The organism is Paenibacillus amylolyticus, assembly GCF_051136285.1.
Lineage (GTDB): Bacteria > Bacillota > Bacilli > Paenibacillales > Paenibacillaceae > Paenibacillus > Paenibacillus amylolyticus_F.
Map to the genome: position 1 here is coordinate 4,644,553 of NZ_CP194938.1, position 17,551 is coordinate 4,662,103.

General features: G+C 46.1%; 21 protein-coding genes, 2 tRNA genes and 2 rRNA genes. 23 read left to right on the forward strand and 2 right to left on the reverse strand.

Going from position 1 to position 17,551, the window contains the following annotated elements; genetic code table 11:
* Positions 1–49: 49 nt before the first annotated feature.
* From ACR8BL_RS20360 to ACR8BL_RS20435, 16 genes are all read left to right on the forward strand, one after another.
* A complete protein-coding gene (locus tag ACR8BL_RS20360) occupies positions 50–694 on the forward strand; it encodes an adenylate kinase (protein ID WP_434749268.1) in 645 nt (214 codons plus the stop codon).
* 3 nt (positions 695–697) lie between these two features.
* The gene (gene map, locus ACR8BL_RS20365; RefSeq protein WP_434749269.1) at positions 698–1,450 is read left to right on the forward strand and encodes a type I methionyl aminopeptidase; all 753 of its coding nucleotides are present in this window, start codon (positions 698–700) and stop codon (positions 1,448–1,450) included.
* Positions 1,451–1,460: 10 nt separating this feature from the next.
* On the forward strand, positions 1,461–1,769 hold the full coding sequence (locus ACR8BL_RS20370; RefSeq protein ID WP_434749270.1) for a hypothetical protein: 309 nt from the start codon (positions 1,461–1,463) through the stop codon (positions 1,767–1,769).
* Between the two features lie 3 nt (positions 1,770–1,772).
* Positions 1,773–1,988 carry a translation initiation factor IF-1 gene (gene infA / locus ACR8BL_RS20375; RefSeq protein WP_017692098.1) on the forward strand — a complete coding sequence of 72 codons (216 nt, stop codon included), beginning with the start codon at positions 1,773–1,775 and terminating at the stop codon, positions 1,986–1,988.
* A gap of 152 nt (positions 1,989–2,140) precedes the next feature.
* A complete protein-coding gene (rpmJ, locus tag ACR8BL_RS20380; protein ID WP_003333770.1) occupies positions 2,141–2,254 on the forward strand; it encodes a 50S ribosomal protein L36 in 114 nt (37 codons plus the stop codon).
* Between the two features lie 20 nt (positions 2,255–2,274).
* Positions 2,275–2,643 carry a 30S ribosomal protein S13 gene (rpsM, locus tag ACR8BL_RS20385; protein WP_056697730.1) on the forward strand — a complete coding sequence of 123 codons (369 nt, stop codon included), beginning with the start codon at positions 2,275–2,277 and terminating at the stop codon, positions 2,641–2,643.
* A gap of 19 nt (positions 2,644–2,662) precedes the next feature.
* Positions 2,663–3,058 (forward strand): 30S ribosomal protein S11, encoded by a 396-nt coding sequence (gene rpsK / locus ACR8BL_RS20390; protein ID WP_068537278.1) that lies wholly within the window; start codon positions 2,663–2,665, stop codon positions 3,056–3,058.
* Positions 3,059–3,194: 136 nt separating this feature from the next.
* Positions 3,195–4,139 carry a DNA-directed RNA polymerase subunit alpha gene (locus ACR8BL_RS20395; protein WP_017692101.1) on the forward strand — a complete coding sequence of 315 codons (945 nt, stop codon included), beginning with the start codon at positions 3,195–3,197 and terminating at the stop codon, positions 4,137–4,139.
* A 34-nt stretch (positions 4,140–4,173) separates the two neighbouring features.
* Positions 4,174–4,539: a 50S ribosomal protein L17 gene (rplQ, locus tag ACR8BL_RS20400; protein WP_017692102.1), complete on the forward strand. Its 366-nt coding sequence runs from the start codon at positions 4,174–4,176 to the stop codon at positions 4,537–4,539.
* A 162-nt stretch (positions 4,540–4,701) separates the two neighbouring features.
* Positions 4,702–5,475, forward strand: coding sequence for a tRNA pseudouridine(38-40) synthase TruA (gene truA, locus ACR8BL_RS20405; protein ID WP_434749271.1), 774 nt, complete (start codon positions 4,702–4,704; stop codon positions 5,473–5,475).
* 205 nt (positions 5,476–5,680) lie between these two features.
* Positions 5,681–6,118 (forward strand): 50S ribosomal protein L13, encoded by a 438-nt coding sequence (gene rplM / locus ACR8BL_RS20410; protein WP_434749272.1) that lies wholly within the window; start codon positions 5,681–5,683, stop codon positions 6,116–6,118.
* Positions 6,119–6,137: 19 nt separating this feature from the next.
* Complete coding sequence (gene rpsI / locus ACR8BL_RS20415; protein ID WP_090924661.1) at positions 6,138–6,530, forward strand: 30S ribosomal protein S9; 393 nt, start codon at positions 6,138–6,140, stop codon at positions 6,528–6,530.
* A 661-nt stretch (positions 6,531–7,191) separates the two neighbouring features.
* Entirely contained in the window at positions 7,192–7,884 is a 693-nt protein-coding gene (locus ACR8BL_RS20420; RefSeq protein WP_434749273.1) for a phosphoadenylyl-sulfate reductase, read from the forward strand.
* Positions 7,885–7,983: 99 nt separating this feature from the next.
* Positions 7,984–9,153 (forward strand): sulfate adenylyltransferase, encoded by a 1,170-nt coding sequence (gene sat, locus ACR8BL_RS20425; protein ID WP_434749274.1) that lies wholly within the window; start codon positions 7,984–7,986, stop codon positions 9,151–9,153.
* A 68-nt stretch (positions 9,154–9,221) separates the two neighbouring features.
* Positions 9,222–9,977 carry an N-acetylmuramoyl-L-alanine amidase CwlD gene (gene cwlD / locus ACR8BL_RS20430; protein WP_434749275.1) on the forward strand — a complete coding sequence of 252 codons (756 nt, stop codon included), beginning with the start codon at positions 9,222–9,224 and terminating at the stop codon, positions 9,975–9,977.
* 78 nt (positions 9,978–10,055) lie between these two features.
* Positions 10,056–11,159: a P-loop NTPase gene (locus ACR8BL_RS20435; RefSeq protein ID WP_434749276.1), complete on the forward strand. Its 1,104-nt coding sequence runs from the start codon at positions 10,056–10,058 to the stop codon at positions 11,157–11,159.
* Between the two features lie 137 nt (positions 11,160–11,296).
* On the opposite strand, the gene gerD is transcribed toward ACR8BL_RS20435, so the two are convergent.
* Complete coding sequence (gerD, locus tag ACR8BL_RS20440; protein WP_434749277.1) at positions 11,297–12,025, reverse strand: spore germination lipoprotein GerD; 729 nt, start codon at positions 12,023–12,025, stop codon at positions 11,297–11,299.
* 125 nt (positions 12,026–12,150) lie between these two features.
* Between gerD and ACR8BL_RS20445 the strand changes: the two genes are divergently transcribed.
* The gene (locus ACR8BL_RS20445; protein ID WP_434749278.1) at positions 12,151–12,765 is read left to right on the forward strand and encodes a KinB-signaling pathway activation protein; all 615 of its coding nucleotides are present in this window, start codon (positions 12,151–12,153) and stop codon (positions 12,763–12,765) included.
* Between the two features lie 191 nt (positions 12,766–12,956).
* On the opposite strand, the gene pdaB is transcribed toward ACR8BL_RS20445, so the two are convergent.
* Positions 12,957–13,733, reverse strand: coding sequence for a polysaccharide deacetylase family sporulation protein PdaB (gene pdaB, locus ACR8BL_RS20450; protein WP_434749279.1), 777 nt, complete (start codon positions 13,731–13,733; stop codon positions 12,957–12,959).
* Between the two features lie 122 nt (positions 13,734–13,855).
* Between pdaB and ACR8BL_RS20455 the strand changes: the two genes are divergently transcribed.
* From ACR8BL_RS20455 to ACR8BL_RS20480, 6 genes are all read left to right on the forward strand, one after another.
* Positions 13,856–14,473: a stage II sporulation protein M gene (locus ACR8BL_RS20455; protein ID WP_434749280.1), complete on the forward strand. Its 618-nt coding sequence runs from the start codon at positions 13,856–13,858 to the stop codon at positions 14,471–14,473.
* Between the two features lie 171 nt (positions 14,474–14,644).
* Complete coding sequence (locus ACR8BL_RS20460; RefSeq protein ID WP_434749281.1) at positions 14,645–14,875, forward strand: hypothetical protein; 231 nt, start codon at positions 14,645–14,647, stop codon at positions 14,873–14,875.
* Between the two features lie 518 nt (positions 14,876–15,393).
* Positions 15,394–16,949 (forward strand): 16S ribosomal RNA (locus ACR8BL_RS20465).
* A gap of 130 nt (positions 16,950–17,079) precedes the next feature.
* A 5S ribosomal RNA gene (rrf, locus tag ACR8BL_RS20470) occupies positions 17,080–17,196 on the forward strand.
* A 34-nt stretch (positions 17,197–17,230) separates the two neighbouring features.
* Positions 17,231–17,307: transfer RNA gene (locus tag ACR8BL_RS20475), tRNA-Ile, on the forward strand.
* Positions 17,308–17,398: 91 nt separating this feature from the next.
* A tRNA-Ala gene (locus tag ACR8BL_RS20480) sits at positions 17,399–17,474 on the forward strand.
* Positions 17,475–17,551: the final 77 nt, after the last annotated feature.

The following is a 17,551-nucleotide window of genomic DNA, read 5'->3' on the forward strand; positions in this document are numbered from 1 at the left end:
TATTGTGCTGTTTGTTGATGTAGGGTAGTCTTGGAGGGAGTGACATAACGTGAACATCCTATTCATGGGCCCTCCGGGGGCAGGAAAAGGTACGCAAGCAGACGTCATTGTGAAAGAGTTCGGTATTCCCCATATTTCAACGGGCGATGCATTTCGTCTCGCGATTAAACAGGGAACTCCCATTGGCTTGAAAGCCAAGGAATATATGGATCAAGGATTACTTGTACCAGATGATGTAACCATTGGCATCGTTGAAGAGCGATTGCAACAGTCGGACTGCAGAGAAGGATTTCTTTTGGATGGTTTTCCAAGAACCCTGTCTCAGGCAGAGGCGCTGGATGGCATCCTGGAGCGACTGAATTCAGGTCTTGATCATGTGATCAACCTGAAAGTGGATCGCAACAAATTGCTCGCTCGTTTAACGGGTCGTCGCATTTGTAAAAATTGCGGTTCCACGTATCATGTCGTATTTAATCCACCGAAGCAGGAAGGTACTTGTGATAAATGCGGCGGCGAGTTGTACCAACGCTCTGATGATAATGAAGAGAGTGTAGGCACTCGTTTGGACGAATATATCAACAAAACAGCACCACTCCTCACGTTCTACGAAACTAAGGGCCTTCTTCGTCAAATGGACGGAGAACAGGATATCGATCAAGTTTCTCAAGAAATCGTGTCCTTGTTGAGAGGTTAATTGATGATCATTGGTAAGTCCGAAACGGAGCTGGGTTTGATGAGGGAAGCAGGGAGAATTGTTGCAGAAACGCATCGTCTCTTGGCAGAGCATATCGCTCCCGGTATTACGACTGGTGAACTTGACCATATGGCTGATCAATATATCCGCAGTCAAGGAGCTGTGCCGTCTTTCAAAGGTTATAACGGTTTCCCTGCCAGTGTGTGCGCTTCAGTGAATGAAGAGTTGGTACATGGATTTCCCGGCAAACGCAAGTTGAACGAGGGCGATATCGTTACGTTTGACATTGGCGCGCAGTACCAGGGGTATCATGGAGATTCTGCCTGGACTTATCCAGTTGGCCGTATTTCCGAAGAAGCCCGTCGTCTTCTGGACGTTACCGAGGCTTCGTTATACGCAGGTCTGGCGCTGGTAAAACCAGATGTTCGCTTGTTTACAATATCTCATGCAATTCAAAAATATATAGAAGATGAGGGGTTCTCCGTCGTTCGTGAATATGTCGGTCACGGCATTGGAGCGGATCTACACGAGGAACCAGCGATTCCGAACTATGGTCTTCCTGATCGTGGTCCAAGGTTGAAAGCTGGCATGGTGCTTGCTATTGAACCGATGGTTAACGCGGGCAGACGGTATGTGAAAACGTTGGAAGATAACTGGACTGTCGTTACAGCTGATGGATCGTTATGTGCCCACTTTGAACACACCGTAGCAGTTACACCTGATGGCATGGAAATTTTCACAAAACTGAATGCGTAGGTGATTAGGCATGAACAATCAGTCGAATCCTCAGCTCGGTCAACTTGTGAAGATCCGTAAAGGCCGCAATGCGGACCAAGCCGCAGTAATTGTTTCTATAGTGGACAATAGGTTCGTATATATTGCGGATGGAGACAAACGAAAGTTTGACCAACCCAAGAAGAAGAATATTCTTCATCTTGAACTTCACCCCATGATTAGCAGTGAGGTAGTAAACAGTTTAAACGAGAGTGGTCGGGTTACAAACGGAAAGCTCCGCTATGCGGTTCATTCCTTTCTGGAATCCACCAACATTCAAGCTGAAGAGAAAGGAGACTGACTAATGGCCAAGGAAGATGTCATTGAAGTGGAAGGCACGGTTCTTGAACCGCTGCCGAATGCAACGTTCAAGGTTGAGCTTGAGAATGGTCATCAAATTCTCGCTCACGTTTCCGGAAAATTGCGGATGCACTTCATCCGTATCCTGACTGGAGACAAAGTAGTTGTTCAGTTATCACCTTATGATCTAACAAAAGGTCGTATAACTTACCGTAAATAGTAGTAGACAGTTGCAGTGAACTGTGAAGCTTATGAAGCGGGTTTTGCCCGGCAAAACTTGCGAAAGCTTCGAAGCCGGTTTTACAATAGTAGAACAAGGTCAATGCTTACGAAGAGGGTTTTGCTAAGCAAAACTTTGAGGAGGTAATTCACATGAAGGTAAGACCTTCGGTCAAGCCGATTTGCGAAAAATGCAAAGTCATTCGCCGCAAAGGGAATGTAATGGTTATCTGTGAAAATCCAAAACACAAACAAAAACAAGGTTAATGAAGGGGGTGTAGCGTAAAATGGCACGTATAGCTGGTGTGGATTTGCCACGTGATAAGCGCGTTGAGATCGCCTTGACTTATATTTTCGGAATCGGTAAAACGACTTCCCAGAAAATTCTGAGCTCTACAGGCATCAATCAGAACACTCGTGTTCGTGATTTGACGGAAGATGAAGTCAGCAAATTGCGTGAAAGTATCGACAAAGAGGTCAAAGTTGAAGGTGACCTGCGTCGTGAAATCTCTTTGAATATTAAACGTTTGACGGAGATCGGTTGTTACCGTGGAGTTCGTCATCGTCGTGGTCTGCCTGTTCGTGGACAACGTACGAAAACGAATGCTCGTACTCGTAAAGGTCCTCGTCGTACTGTAGCGAACAAGAAGAAATAATAAGGGGGGATAAGAGAAAATGGCTAAACCGAAAAAAGTCGTACGTACTAAACGTCGTGACCGTAAGAATATTGAATCTGGCGTGGCACATATCCGTTCCACTTTCAATAACACTATCGTTACTATTACGGATCCTCACGGAAACGCGATTTCGTGGGCAAGCTCCGGCGGCCTCGGATTCAGAGGTTCCCGTAAATCGACTCCGTTTGCTGCACAAATGGCTGCTGAGACTGCTGCCAAAGCTGCAATGGAACATGGGATGAAATCCGTTGAGGTTATGGTTAAAGGACCAGGCGCAGGCCGTGAAGCAGCGATCCGCTCTTTGCAAGCTGCTGGTCTTGAAGTTAACCTGATCAAAGACGTAACTCCAGTCCCGCATAACGGATGCCGTCCTCCAAAACGTCGTCGTGTCTAATGAGATTTGCCCCTGCGTGTGGTATACTTCCGGCACAATCTGCTAATAATGGTTGTTTAGGCATACTACTACATGTTTTCGCAAGAGAAGGTAAATGTTTCATAGAGGACCGACGTTTTGAAGGAGGGGTATTGCAGTGATAGAAATCGAAAAGCCGAAAATTGAGACGGTAGACGTCAATGATGATGGCACCTATGGGAAATTCGTAGTAGAACCGCTGGAGCGCGGATACGGTACGACGCTTGGAAACTCGCTTCGCCGAATCCTGCTCTCATCACTGCCGGGTGCGGCAGTGTCTTCGGTTCAAATCGATGGCGTTCTGCATGAATTTGCTACAGTTCCTGGCGTAATGGAAGACGTTACAGAGGTTATCCTTAACCTGAAAGCTTTGTCGCTCAAAATTCACTCTGACGAGGAGAAAGTGCTCGAGATTGATGCTGAAGGCGAAGGAGCAATCACGGCTGGAGACATTCGTGCTGATTCCGATGTGGAAATCCTTAATCCGGATCTTCACATTGCTACGCTTGGACCAGGTTCGAGACTTCACATGCGTATTTTTGCCAATCGCGGTCGCGGCTACGTCCAGGCAGATCGGAATAAACGCGATGACCAGCCGATCGGCGTCATCCCTGTCGATTCCATCTTCACCCCGATCAGCCGCGTAAACTACGCTGTGGAAAATACGCGTGTAGGCCAAGTAACCAACTATGACAAGCTCACGTTGGAAGTTTGGACTGACGGAAGTATTCGTCCTGAAGAGGCTGTAAGCCTTGGCGCTAAAATTTTGACCGAGCATCTGATGCTCTTCGTGGGTCTTACAGACGAAGCGAAGGATGCAGAGATCATGGTTGAAAAAGAAGAAGACAAAAAAGAAAAAGTACTCGAAATGACGATTGAAGAGCTGGATCTCTCTGTTCGTTCTTACAATTGCCTCAAACGTGCTGGTATTAATACCGTACAAGAGCTGACCACGAAAACGGAAGAAGACATGATGAAAGTCCGTAACCTCGGACGCAAGTCTTTGGAAGAAGTTCAAGAGAAGCTTGAGGAACTTGGTTTGGGATTACGTACAGAAGAATAGTCAGCTGAGTGCTTGAAGTGAAGGAGGGAAAACAATGGCATACCAAAAGTTAGGCCGTAATTCCAGTGCACGTAAGGCTTTGTTCCGTGACCTGGTAACCGACCTGTTCTTATACGAGCGCATTCAGACAACTGAAGCGAAAGCAAAAGAGGTTCGCTCTATTGCTGAAAAACTGATCACTAAAGCGAAAAAGGGAGATCTTCATGCCCGTCGCCAAGTGGCAGCTTATGTTCGCCGCGAAACGATCGATGGTGAGCAAGATGCAATCCAAAAACTGTTTAGCGAATTGTCCGGTCGTTACGCTGAGCGTCCAGGTGGATACACACGTATCTTGAAACTGGGACCTCGTCGTGGTGACGCAGCGCCTATGGTTTACTTGGAACTAGTAGACCGCGCGTAATACAGATGTGAGATGAGGAAAGGGGACAGAATCTAAGCGATTCTGGTTCAACCCTTTTTTTCTCTTCATTTCGGAATTCGTGCTGTAAATGAAGCTCCGTAAGGGGCTTCTTTTGCTGTTCGGGATAGACTTATGTATAGTATGGAACAAAGGTGTGGTAATATGCGCAACTTATGTATGACGGTAACTTATGATGGAACGGCCTACTACGGCTTTCAAATACAGCCAGGAGGCAATACCATACAGGACCACCTTGAGGATGCTATTCGTGCGTTGACTGGTGAGACCGTTAAAATCACGGGTTCAGGCCGAACGGATGCAGGCGTTCATGCTCGCAGACAAATCTTCAATTTTTCTATAGCGTCTCAGATTCCGGTGGAACGTTGGTGTATTGCACTCAACTCCAGATTGCCATCCGATATTGTTGTTATTGATGCTATTGAAGTACCGCTAGATTTTCATTCTCGTTATGCAGCGAAAAAGAAGACCTATCGATACACGGTCAATGCTAACCAATTTCCGGATGTCTTTAACAGGAGACTGCAGCATCATCATCATGCCAAGCTGGACATCCCTGCTATGGAGGAGGGCCTGCGTCATTTCATAGGCACATATGACTTTACGTCCTTTGCTTCACGCAAGTCTCAGAAAGATAATCATGTACGCTCGGTATATGAAGCATGGATAGAAGTGGACCGTTCAATGTGCAGGGATCATCCGCGCGATCAGGGTGTCATTCACATTTATGTGAGTGGTAACGGCTTTTTGCAGCATATGGTGCGGATCATTGTCGGGACACTGCTGGAGATCGGAGAGGGCAAACGGAAAGCCTCTGATGTGCCGAATATGATTGCTGCATGCAACCGTTCTGCCGCTGGACCTACAGCAGTTAGCTGCGGTTTGATGCTCTGGGATCTTGAATACAAAAAGGATTAAAATAGTGAGCGATTATACTTAAATAATACTTGCGATTTGATCGTCTATCATGTAATATAAAAGTTGTGTTTTCTTAATGGCTTTCCCACAGCCCCAATTAAGATGTTCACATCGCAACAACTATCCATCAACACCTAAAGTTATCACTTAACGAACGAAGATAAATGAAAAATGATGATTTTGAACATTTAAGGAGGAAATTTTCATGCGTACTACGTACATGGCGAAGCCTAACGAAGTTGAGCGCCAATGGCACATCATTGATGCTGAAGGCAAAACCCTCGGACGTTTGGCGAGCGAAGCAGCTGCTTTGATCCGCGGCAAACATAAGCCACAATTCACTCCACATGTGGACACTGGCGATTTCGTTGTTATCATCAATGCAGAGAAAATTGTATTGACTGGTAAAAAAATGCAAGGTAAAAAATACTACCGTCACTCAATGCACCCAGGTGGTTTGAAAGTAACTACTGCAGAAGAGATGGTTAAACACAAACCTGAACGTATGTTGGAATTGGCTGTTCGCGGTATGCTTCCTAAAACTCGCATGGGCGAGAAAATGAAGCTGAGACTTAAAGCGTACAGAGGCACTGAGCATCCACACGCAGCACAAAAACCAGAAGTTTACGAACTTCGCGGTTAATTAAAAGGAGGACAGTTTCATGGCACAAGTACAATACTATGGGACAGGTCGTCGTAAACATTCGGTAGCACGTGTTCGCCTTGTACCGGGTGAAGGACGCATTGTCATCAATAAACGTGATATTAATGAATACTTCGGTTTGGAAACACTTAAACTGATTGTAAAACAACCACTGACTTTGACAGAAACGCTCACTAACTATGACGTTTTGGTTATCGCTCATGGTGGCGGAATCTCCGGTCAAGCCGGCGCGATCCGTCATGGTATCTCCCGTGCTCTGTTGAAAGCAGACCCGGAATACCGTGCATCCCTGAAAAAAGCAGGATTCCTGACTCGTGACCCACGTATGAAAGAACGTAAAAAATACGGTCTTAAAGCGGCTCGTCGCGCTCCTCAGTTCTCCAAACGTTAAGATTTTTCAAAGTCCTTGGCTCCGGCCAGGGGCTTTTTTTATTATTTGGATGGAAAAGATACGTTGCACGCGCGCACATGTAAAATCATATCCCACAAAGTCTTATCCTATTGCCTCTCTCATTCCTCGACTTATCTTTTCTCTACATGTCTAACTGCTTTCCTGTTGTACTTCTAAGATGTACTGTTAGCCTTGCCATTATCTCAGATGAACACCTGTTTCTCATGCCCTGCTTATCAGTCTTTCTTATGAATATGATAAAGGCTTCTTACTTTTGTGGTTTGACTGAGCAGCGAGTATGGGGACTGAAATATCTTCATTAGTAGTGAAGGGGAAGCAGAATAAATTGTATATCGATTCAAAATAACGATGCAGATCATACCATAAGTCCAATAATAGCAACGATTTATTCAACTTTAGAACTTAATGACCTTAAAGTTACCCTTATCAGGTTTTCGAATGATTTTGTCTGATTTTTATGTAAAAGCCTAATAAACGCTAAATTCATCTATACTGTAATGTTTTTTTTGTAGAAGGAATTGATGTAATTTACCAGATGGCAGGCATTGACATCCCGAGTGAAAGATTTATACTATACATAATTCATATTAGATTAGTCGGCTTTATGTTCTTTTAGATCAAGAATGGGGGAAATTGAACAATGAACTTGTTAGAAAAGGAAGAACTAGCACGCGCAAAAGCAGAGGAATTGGAGCAAGCAAGTCCGGAAGATATTATTCGCTATGCGATTGAAACATTTCCTAATATCACATTTGCGTGCAGCTTTGGCGCAGAAGATGTTGTGCTTGTAGATATGATGCAAAAAATCAGCCCTTCCACCGATATTTTTTATCTGGATACAGACTTTCATTTCCAGGAAACATATGATACGCGTGATCGGATGCAAGAAAAGTACAATCTTGAATTTGTAAAAGTATCTCCAAAAATCACACCGGAAGAACAAGCTGCACAACATGGGGAAGAATTGTGGAAATCAGATCCTAATGCATGTTGTAACATTCGGAAAGTGGAACCACTGACACGTATTCTTTCGCAGTATGATGCATGGATCACGGGAATTCGCAGAGATCAGGCGCCAACGCGTGCAAATTCGAAGAAGGTTGAATATGATACGAAGTTTGGACTGATGAAATTTAATCCAATTGCACACTGGACGAGTGAGGATGTATGGGACTACATTCGTGCTAACAACGTCACATACAATCCCCTGCATGATCAGAATTACCCGAGTATCGGCTGTGAGCATTGCACACGGCAGGTTATGCCCGGAGAAGATCCACGTGCGGGACGCTGGTCTGGCAATGATAAAACGGAATGTGGACTGCATAAATAAGAGCTTAATGATGGTGTGCACAGCGTTGCCAGATAAACAGTAATCGATAAATAATTGGTTTTCATCAAATTGCGGATGCATAAATAAGGAGCTGACAAGATGACTTCGATTCTGCCTCATGGAGGTGCGCTGGTACAGCGTGTCGTACAAGGAGAAGAACGTGAGCAACTATTGCAGGGAAGTAAGACGCTTAACTCGTTGCGAATTAATACCTGGACAATCTCAGATTTGGACTTGATTGGTGTAGGTGCGTTTTCACCGCTTCAGGGATTCATGAATGAGGAAGACTATCTTTCCGTAGTTTCCCGTATGCGTTTGGCTGATGGTACAGTATGGAGCATACCGATTACCCTTGCCGTAGATGATCAACAAGCTGCATCTCTTCGCAAAGGTGAGGTTTTGGCTCTCGTTGGTGATACAGATGGGGTAACGTATGGTCTGCTTGAAGTTCAAAGCATCTATCAGGTGGATCAGGGAGAGGAAGCACGCCGTGTATTCAAGACCGATGATCCCGAACATCCGGGTGTGAAAAAACTGCTGGAGCGTCCTGCAACATATGTAGGAGGTCCAATTCAAGTGTTGAACCGTCCAAAACCTGCAAAGTTCGAAGATTTCTATTATGATCCGGCAGAGACTCGCAAGATTTTTCAGGAAAAAGGATGGAGAACCGTTGTTGGTTTTCAGACACGTAACCCTGTCCACCGGGCGCATGAGTATATCCAGAAAAGTGCGATGGAGATTGTTGATGCGCTTTTCCTGAATCCACTTGTGGGTGAAACAAAATCGGATGATGTTCCTGCGAATGTGCGAATGAAGAGTTATCTGGTACTGCTGGAGAACTATTATCCGGCGGATCGTTCGTTTCTGGGGGTATTCCCGGCTGCCATGCGGTATGCTGGGCCTCGTGAAGCTATTTTCCATGCGATGGTACGTAAAAATTATGGCTGCACACATTTTATTGTAGGACGCGATCATGCGGGTGTGGGTGACTACTATGGAACGTATGAAGCACAAGAGATCTTCTCGAATTTTACCGCTGAGGAACTTGGAATTACACCACTGTTCTTCGAACATAGCTTCTTCTGCACCAAGTGCGGAAACATGGCTTCCAGCAAAACCTGCCCTCATGACAAGGAGCACCACCTGACGCTGTCCGGAACCAAGGTACGTGGATTGCTGCGTAATGGTGAATGTCCGCCACCTCAATTCACACGCCCTGAGGTTGCTGAGGTGCTGATTGAGGGTATGGCAGAGCAAGTCCATTCCTAAGGGTATATTTGTCCATCTTGTCCCATATAGATGATTAGAGTCATTTATAGGGACGAGGTGGTTTTTTTATGCGCAAAAACATGGGGAAACATCTGGTGGTCTGGATCCGCTTGAAGACGGTGAAGAGGGTTATGCTGAGTCTGTGCTTGCTGGCCATGTTTGTGGTGGTGGTTTCGTATGAAATGCCCTCTACGAAGACATCAGGATATTGGAGTCTGCCTCTTGCCGGAAAGGTGATCGCCATTGATGCGGGTCATGGAGGTCCAGATGGTGGCGCTGTAAGCAGACAGGGGGTAATCGAAAAAGATATCAACTTGTCTATTGCGCTCTATGTCAGGGACTATTTGCAGCAGGCTGGTGCTCTTGTTGTTATGACTCGTGAAAGCGATAAGGATCTGGCTGAAGAGGGAACGAGAGGGTACTCCAAACGCAAAACAGAGGATCTCAAACAAAGAGTGCGGCACATCGAAGATAAACAAGCCGATCTATTCATCAGCATTCATATGAACAGTGTACCTTCCAATCGTTGGAGCGGGGCACAGGTCTTCTACACAACTAACCATCCCGATAATGAAGGACTGGCAAACCTGCTTCAAGCCGAAATCATTCGTAATCTGGAAAATACAGACCGTATAGCGAAAACGGTGAGTACAGTTTATCTGCTGCAGGCTCTTAAAATCCCGTCAGCCCTCGTAGAGGTCGGCTTTTTGTCTCATCCAGAAGAGGCAAGGATGCTCGCTGATGAAGCGTACCAACGAAAAGTAGCTGCCTCTATTTACAACGGGATTCTCCGATATTCCGCAGGGGAACATCCGAAAAGTTAGTCAGAAGAAGAAAGGTAGTGCTATAATTGGAACAGCATACCTAACACATGCCAATAGATAAAACCGAGGTGCTGTCTGATGTTATCAAAAGAACAGATACTTGAACTTTTACAGCCATTACAGGAACCGCAGCTGGGACAAAGCTTGACGGAGCTGGGATGGATTCGTGACATTATGGTGAAGGAACATCATGTGGCACTAAGCATGGTGACACTGGAGAATCGGCCAGAAGATGCAACCGCTTTAACGGATGCCGCGCGCAATCTGCTTTTGCAGCAAGGGGTGAAGGATGTACATATCCGCGTACGTGCAGCGTCTGAGCATGACCGTGAGAGCCTTAACTTGGGACAGTCGGAACATGATCAAGATCAGGATGAAGTGCTTGTAAAAGGCCATGCAGCTGGGCTGGATGGACATGAACTGTTGAGTCCTGAATCGGGAGTTCGTTTTATCGCGGTAGCCAGTGGTAAGGGGGGCGTGGGTAAATCGACTGTTACCGTTAATCTGGCAGCAGCTTTGGCACGTCAAGGAAAGAAAGTAGGCCTCATTGATGCCGACATTTATGGGTTCAGTGTACCCGATATGATGGGAATTGAAGAATTTCCAGTCGTGGAAGACGGTGTCATTCAACCGGTCGAACGTTTTGGGGTTAAAGTAATGTCTATGGGGTTCTTTATACGAGAGAATAACCCGGTGATTTGGCGTGGTCCGATGCTTGGCCGGATGCTGCGTCAGTTCTTCACAGATGTAGAGTGGGGCGAACTGGATTATATGTTATTGGACTTGCCTCCAGGTACGGGCGATGTCGCGCTTGATGTCCATCAAATGCTGCCGCAGAGCAAAGAGATCATTGTCACGACTCCACATGCCACTGCAGCGTTTGTTGCGGCGCGTGCCGGAGCGATGGCCATTCAAACGGAGCATGAGCTACTAGGTGTAGTTGAGAACATGGCGTACTACGAATGTGGAAAATGTGGGGAGAAAGAGTATGTATTTGGGCGTGGCGGGGGCGGGCGTCTTGCAGAAAGCCTGCACACGGTGCTCCTGGCTCAGATTCCATTAGGTGCTCCAGACAACCATCCTTCCGAGCCGGATTTCTCACCGTCTGTGTACAAGGCGGAGACGACAATCGGAGCTATTTATGACGAAGTTGCCCGGTCGATCGAGTCTAAATTTGAATAAGCGTTGTAATTAATACGAATAGAGGTAAAAGCCTGCGTCCGTTGCTTTGGATGCAGGCTTTTTGACATCAGCTCAAGTTTGAGGATGAGCATCCATCATCGATAAATTTTTAACGAACTCCGGATATACGTTTCGTTTTATGAATTTCCACCGCCACCACCAGAGTCTCCGCCTCCAGAATCACCACTGCCACCATCTCCACCGTCCTGCCCCTTTTGCCCGCCACCACTTTCTATTTTGGGCTGAAGCTCTTCTTGTACTACTTTTTTTAGCAAAGTAAGGACTTCCATACGAAACAGAGGATTTTGCATGACTTCTTGCATAACGGTCATCGTCTGTTTTCGGTATTCAGGGGTTTTAGTCATATCCATAAACATCTTGGATACCTCAGGTGATTTCATGATATCCCCGATTGATTTTTGATACGTCGGATCTTTGATTAGCTGCATGTGCAGTTGCTTGCTTTGAGCGTTGATCACCTTGGCGAATTCACCGGCAAATTGCGGGTCGGTCATGATCTTCTCGAATTCCTTCTGGTATTCAGGAGCGGTTATGGTATCTTTTACAGCAATACGTATTTGTTCCGAAGATTGCATAGGCATTAACATTTTCATACCGACTTTTCCTGCTCCACCGCCAGAGCTGCCCCCTTCTTCAGAGCCACCGCCTCCAGAGCTGCTTTGCCCCGTTAGAGCTTCTTCAACCGCTTTTTTGCCTTCATCACTTTTCAAAATATCTACGACCATCGTTTTCATTTCTTTATAACTGCCCTGAGGAGGCGAAGAACTCTGATCTGAACCACAGCCGGCAAGCATGACGGATAGTCCCAATACAACGCAGCATAGCTGCCACATAGGCCGTTTCATGTGTACAATCCCTCCTTGAATAGATACTGGATGTAGTATGTGATGGGAAAGGGGGAAATATGTTGAGCAATGATGGTTTTTTGCTGTGAAGGTTGGTAAAATATACTCTCGGGGGTGGAAAACATTTGAATTTGCGTAGATGGTTTTTCCTGTTTTGGACAGCCTTACTTATTGGCGCCGCGGGAGCATTAGGTACAGGATTGATTATGATGTTGGTAAATGGAGAAAGAATGAACGGAATTGCTGATTTTATGTTGTATCTTCTGATTCTGTTTGGCTCCGGAGTGATGATTAGCGTATATTCACAAATGGGTTTCTTTGCATATCTCATATTAAATTATATGGGGAAGGGTGTATTTCCAAGACGCGGATGGCAAATGGTTCAGATTGTGCTGACCGTGCTGGCGCTGCTGGACATCATGTTCTTACGTTTGTTCGTTGGAGGAGGGCGGGAGCGCATCTCGGACATTGTGCTGGGACTGATCATTTTGGCGACGGCAATTGTTACCGCTTACGTGAAAATAAAACAGACGCATATCTCCGCGTTAGTACCAACGCTCTTTTTCATGATAGCCGTAACGGCTGTGGAGACGATTGGTGTATTGCGCATTGATGTTAATGCAGCAACCATATTTATTGTGATCCCTTTGCTGTTATGTAATGCATACCAGATGTTGATTTTGCACAAACTGGTCGATGTTACAAAAGAAAGATCTGTGGAGCCTGCTCCGAGCCGATGAAAGAATACGGACTTGTAAGCATCCATTAACATCAAAAAGCCCATATTATGAGAAATACCAAAAGAGCTAACCAAGTTAGCTCTTTTCAACTTTTTTTTACGTATCATGGCTCCACTTGCGTGGTGCAGGTATTGTTTAAACGGGCTGTGAACCTTAAAATTCCGTTCCTGATGGATGGTCTCCTTGTTTCATTATTGGGCGCTGGCTTGATCACGTACTTCCTTACCTTTTACACTGGAGTGATTAAGCATCTCGGACACGGTCACGAACTCATATCCCTGATTTTTCAATTTATCGATGATGACTGGCAAAGCCTCATGGGTTTGTTTCGAAGAGTCACTGGCATGCAGCAGGACGATGTCACCGGGATGAGCTTTACTGACGACGCGATCGACAATCGTTTGCACCCCGGGATTTTTCCAATCTAGAGAATCGGTGTCCCACTGTACAACTTGATAGTTTAAACTGTTCGCAACCTGAAGCACACGTTTATCAAAATCTCCATTAGGCAATCGCAGCAAATTCGGTTCTTTTCCTGTTAAATCGGTTAAAATGCTGTGAGCTGTCGAAATTTCTTTACGGATTTGCTCTTCGGTTAAACTGCTGTAGTTTTCGTGCCGATGTCCATGGCTGCCAATCTCATATCCTGCATCTTTGATGGCAGTAACAATTTCAGGGTGCGTTTTACTCCAGGGTGAAGAGAGGAAGAAGGTAGCTTTTTGCACTTTGTTCTCCTGAAGAACTTTTAGAATCGGCTCGGTGCGTTTATCCCCCCAGCTGATATCAAAGGTAAGCGCAATGACCTTTTTGTCGGTTGCAACACTGTAGACGGCGGAAGGTGCTTCTTCCGAGAACACAGATACGTTTCCGCTCTCCAGATAAATAATACCAATTGCAAAGATGGCAGCAACGAGCACAATCAGGTTACGTTTGATTTTTTTGCCGCTAAATACATAGAACGAGTTCATTTCGCTAAGCGCCCCTCTCCCAATAAAGAAATGCTTGTTTACTTTCCAATGTATGCTCGTACTGTCCAGTTATTCGTTTTACATCGTTGTTTGTCCATCATTTCGATTATCAGGAGGTTGTTATGTTAAAATTCAGTACTTTTATGAGAGACATGGGCAAGATCAGGGGAGTTTTAATCTGGTCATTTCTGTTGTTTGCTGTGGGGATTGGTGCTGGATGGGTAAGTACAGGGCCACTGGAGCAGTTATTGTTAAAACAGATTGAAGGCCTTCGCCAAATCAGTCAACAGTTGCAGCAGGGAGAGAATGTGCAATGGAATTTCTTTTTGCTCATTTTTTTCAACAATGCTATCAAAAGTGTGCTGGTCATCTATGCAGGTGTTTTCTTCGGCATCTTACCCATCATCTTTCTGCTAATTAACGGCATGGTGCTGGGCTTTGTTGTTCATACCTCGATGAATTATGGAGCCAGCTTTTTCGATATCGTCGTTAAGGGGCTACTACCTCACGGGATTATCGAGATTCCGGTCATTATTATTGCATGTGCATTTGGATTGAAGTTCGGTGGTCTGTCGGTACGCAGTCTTGCACAACTGGGAGGCGACAAACGTGGATTGATTGGATCGCGATGGAAAGAGCTTATGAGCATGACGTTAACAGCAAGCTTTTGGATCGTCGTCTTACTCCTCGTTGCGGCAGTTATTGAGAGCACACTCACATATGCGCTTGTGAGAGGTTGAAATTTTTCGTGAAATTTTGTGATACCCAGCATTCATAAATTCCCAATAATTTGACCATAACAATAAAATGGGTTTCAGCAGTGCAGACAAAAAGAGATTTGCTTAACCAAAAACGTTGCTGAAATGCTGCAGTGTGACTATAGAGGCTATGCACAAAAAGGAGAAGTCTGAATGTTGGGTATGCTATTTAACGAGAAGGAATGCAAAGAGCTGGACTATGTATTGCGCAAAGAATTGGATGAAATGTTGTTCGATCTGAGTGACCATCGTCTTGATCAGGAGATTAAATATGCTATAGCGAGTCGGTACAAGACTGTATTCCGAATGTATGCACGATTTGCCCCGCCTAAAGAGTTATCCAAGTATGCAAGAGGTGGCAAGTTAAAGCATTCCAAGCCGTGATATTAAGGCTGAAAATATAAATCTGCACGAGATGAGGAGAGGAGCAGCACTCTCTATAGAGTCTGAGCCTCTGACTCATTGGTGTATTGTTAAAGTGAATAATCAATCTTTTGTCGAAATAGGGTTGACCATTCCATGAGTATATGGTAAATTAATTTTCGTTCCATTTTTTAAGGAGCCGATTGATAGAACAAGCATATTTGTTAACATGATTAAAAAAATCGAAAATAATGCTTGCAAATAGAATCTGGCTATGATACATTATAAAAGTCGCCGCTGAAACGACGACAACATGAAAAACAACGTTTTAAATTGAATGTTTGATCTTTGAAAACTGAACAACGAGTGAGTAAACATTCTGCTTGCAGAATGAACGCGAAAGTTTGAGACAAGCCTTGGCTTGGGTCGACTGGAGCACAAATGAGATTTTAATCTCGTCAGATTCAAAATGAGCTTATCGCTCTTTTCAATACCCCGATGAGTTTGATAGCGTTTAACGACGCTGACCAAATTCATCTTTATTGGAGAGTTTGATCCTGGCTCAGGACGAACGCTGGCGGCATGCCTAATACATGCAAGTCGAGCGGACTTGAAGAGAAGCTTGCTTCTCGGACGGTTAGCGGCGGACGGGTGAGTAACACGTAGGCAACCTGCCCTCAAGCTTGGGACAACTACCGGAAACGGTAGCTAATACCGAATACTTGTTTTCTTCGCCTGAAGGAAACTGGAAAGACGGAGCAATCTGTCACTTGGGGATGGGCCTGCGGCGCATTAGCTAGTTGGTGAGGTGACGGCTCACCAAGGCGACGATGCGTAGCCGACCTGAGAGGGTGATCGGCCACACTGGGACTGAGACACGGCCCAGACTCCTACGGGAGGCAGCAGTAGGGAATCTTCCGCAATGGGCGAAAGCCTGACGGAGCAATGCCGCGTGAGTGATGAAGGTTTTCGGATCGTAAAGCTCTGTTGCCAGGGAAGAACGCTTGGGAGAGTAACTGCTCTCAAGGTGACGGTACCTGAGAAGAAAGCCCCGGCTAACTACGTGCCAGCAGCCGCGGTAATACGTAGGGGGCAAGCGTTGTCCGGAATTATTGGGCGTAAAGCGCGCGCAGGCGGTCATGTAAGTCTGGTGTTTAATCCCGGGGCTCAACCCCGGATCGCACTGGAAACTGTGTGACTTGAGTGCAGAAGAGGAGAGTGGAATTCCACGTGTAGCGGTGAAATGCGTAGATATGTGGAGGAACACCAGTGGCGAAGGCGACTCTCTGGGCTGTAACTGACGCTGAGGCGCGAAAGCGTGGGGAGCAAACAGGATTAGATACCCTGGTAGTCCACGCCGTAAACGATGAGTGCTAGGTGTTAGGGGTTTCGATACCCTTGGTGCCGAAGTTAACACATTAAGCACTCCGCCTGGGGAGTACGGTCGCAAGACTGAAACTCAAAGGAATTGACGGGGACCCGCACAAGCAGTGGAGTATGTGGTTTAATTCGAAGCAACGCGAAGAACCTTACCAGGTCTTGACATCCAACTAACGAAGCAGAGATGCATCAGGTGCCCTTCGGGGAAAGTTGAGACAGGTGGTGCATGGTTGTCGTCAGCTCGTGTCGTGAGATGTTGGGTTAAGTCCCGCAACGAGCGCAACCCTTATATTTAGTTGCCAGCACTTCGGGTGGGCACTCTAGATAGACTGCCGGTGACAAACCGGAGGAAGGTGGGGATGACGTCAAATCATCATGCCCCTTATGACCTGGGCTACACACGTACTACAATGGCCGGTACAACGGGCAGCGAAATCGCGAGATGGAGCCAATCCCAGCAAAGCCGGTCTCAGTTCGGATTGCAGGCTGCAACTCGCCTGCATGAAGTCGGAATTGCTAGTAATCGCGGATCAGCATGCCGCGGTGAATACGTTCCCGGGTCTTGTACACACCGCCCGTCACACCACGAGAGTTTATAACACCCGAAGTCGGTGGGGTAACCGCAAGGAGCCAGCCGCCGAAGGTGGGATAGATGATTGGGGTGAAGTCGTAACAAGGTAGCCGTATCGGAAGGTGCGGCTGGATCACCTCCTTTCTATGGAGAATCGTTTCCCGCGTGGAAACATTCAAAAAGTCTTCAGGAAGTATGCTTCCGAAGCGAGCTTTACTTCGTAAAGCTTTCAACTCACTCGTTGCTCAGTTTTGAGAGCTCAAACTCTCAAACGTTTGGTGGCGATAGCGAAGGGGTTCCACACGTTCCCATCCCGAACACGACCGTTAAGCCCTTCAGCGTCGATGGTACTTGGACCGCAGGGTCCTGGGAGAGTAGAACGCCGCCAAGCGTAACCCATTATGGGTTCGATAATTTTATAATGTGGGCCCTTAGCTCAGTTGGTTAGAGCGCACCTCTGATAAGGGTGAGGCCGGTGGTTCGAGTCCACCAGGGCCCACCATTTAAACTTCATAAAGTGTTTTTGTACGGGGTCCCCGAAAAGTAATCGGAATAAACTTCGTAGCCATATTTCACTTTTTGGGGTGAATTATGGGGCCATAGCTCAGCTGGGAGAGCGCCTGCCTTGCAAGCAGGAGGTCAGCGGTTCGATCCCGCTTGGCTCCACCAACAAGATTTTATAAGCTTGTTCTTTGAAAACTAGATATCGAAACGAAACAAACGCGAATTAGAACATTCCTTTTTAG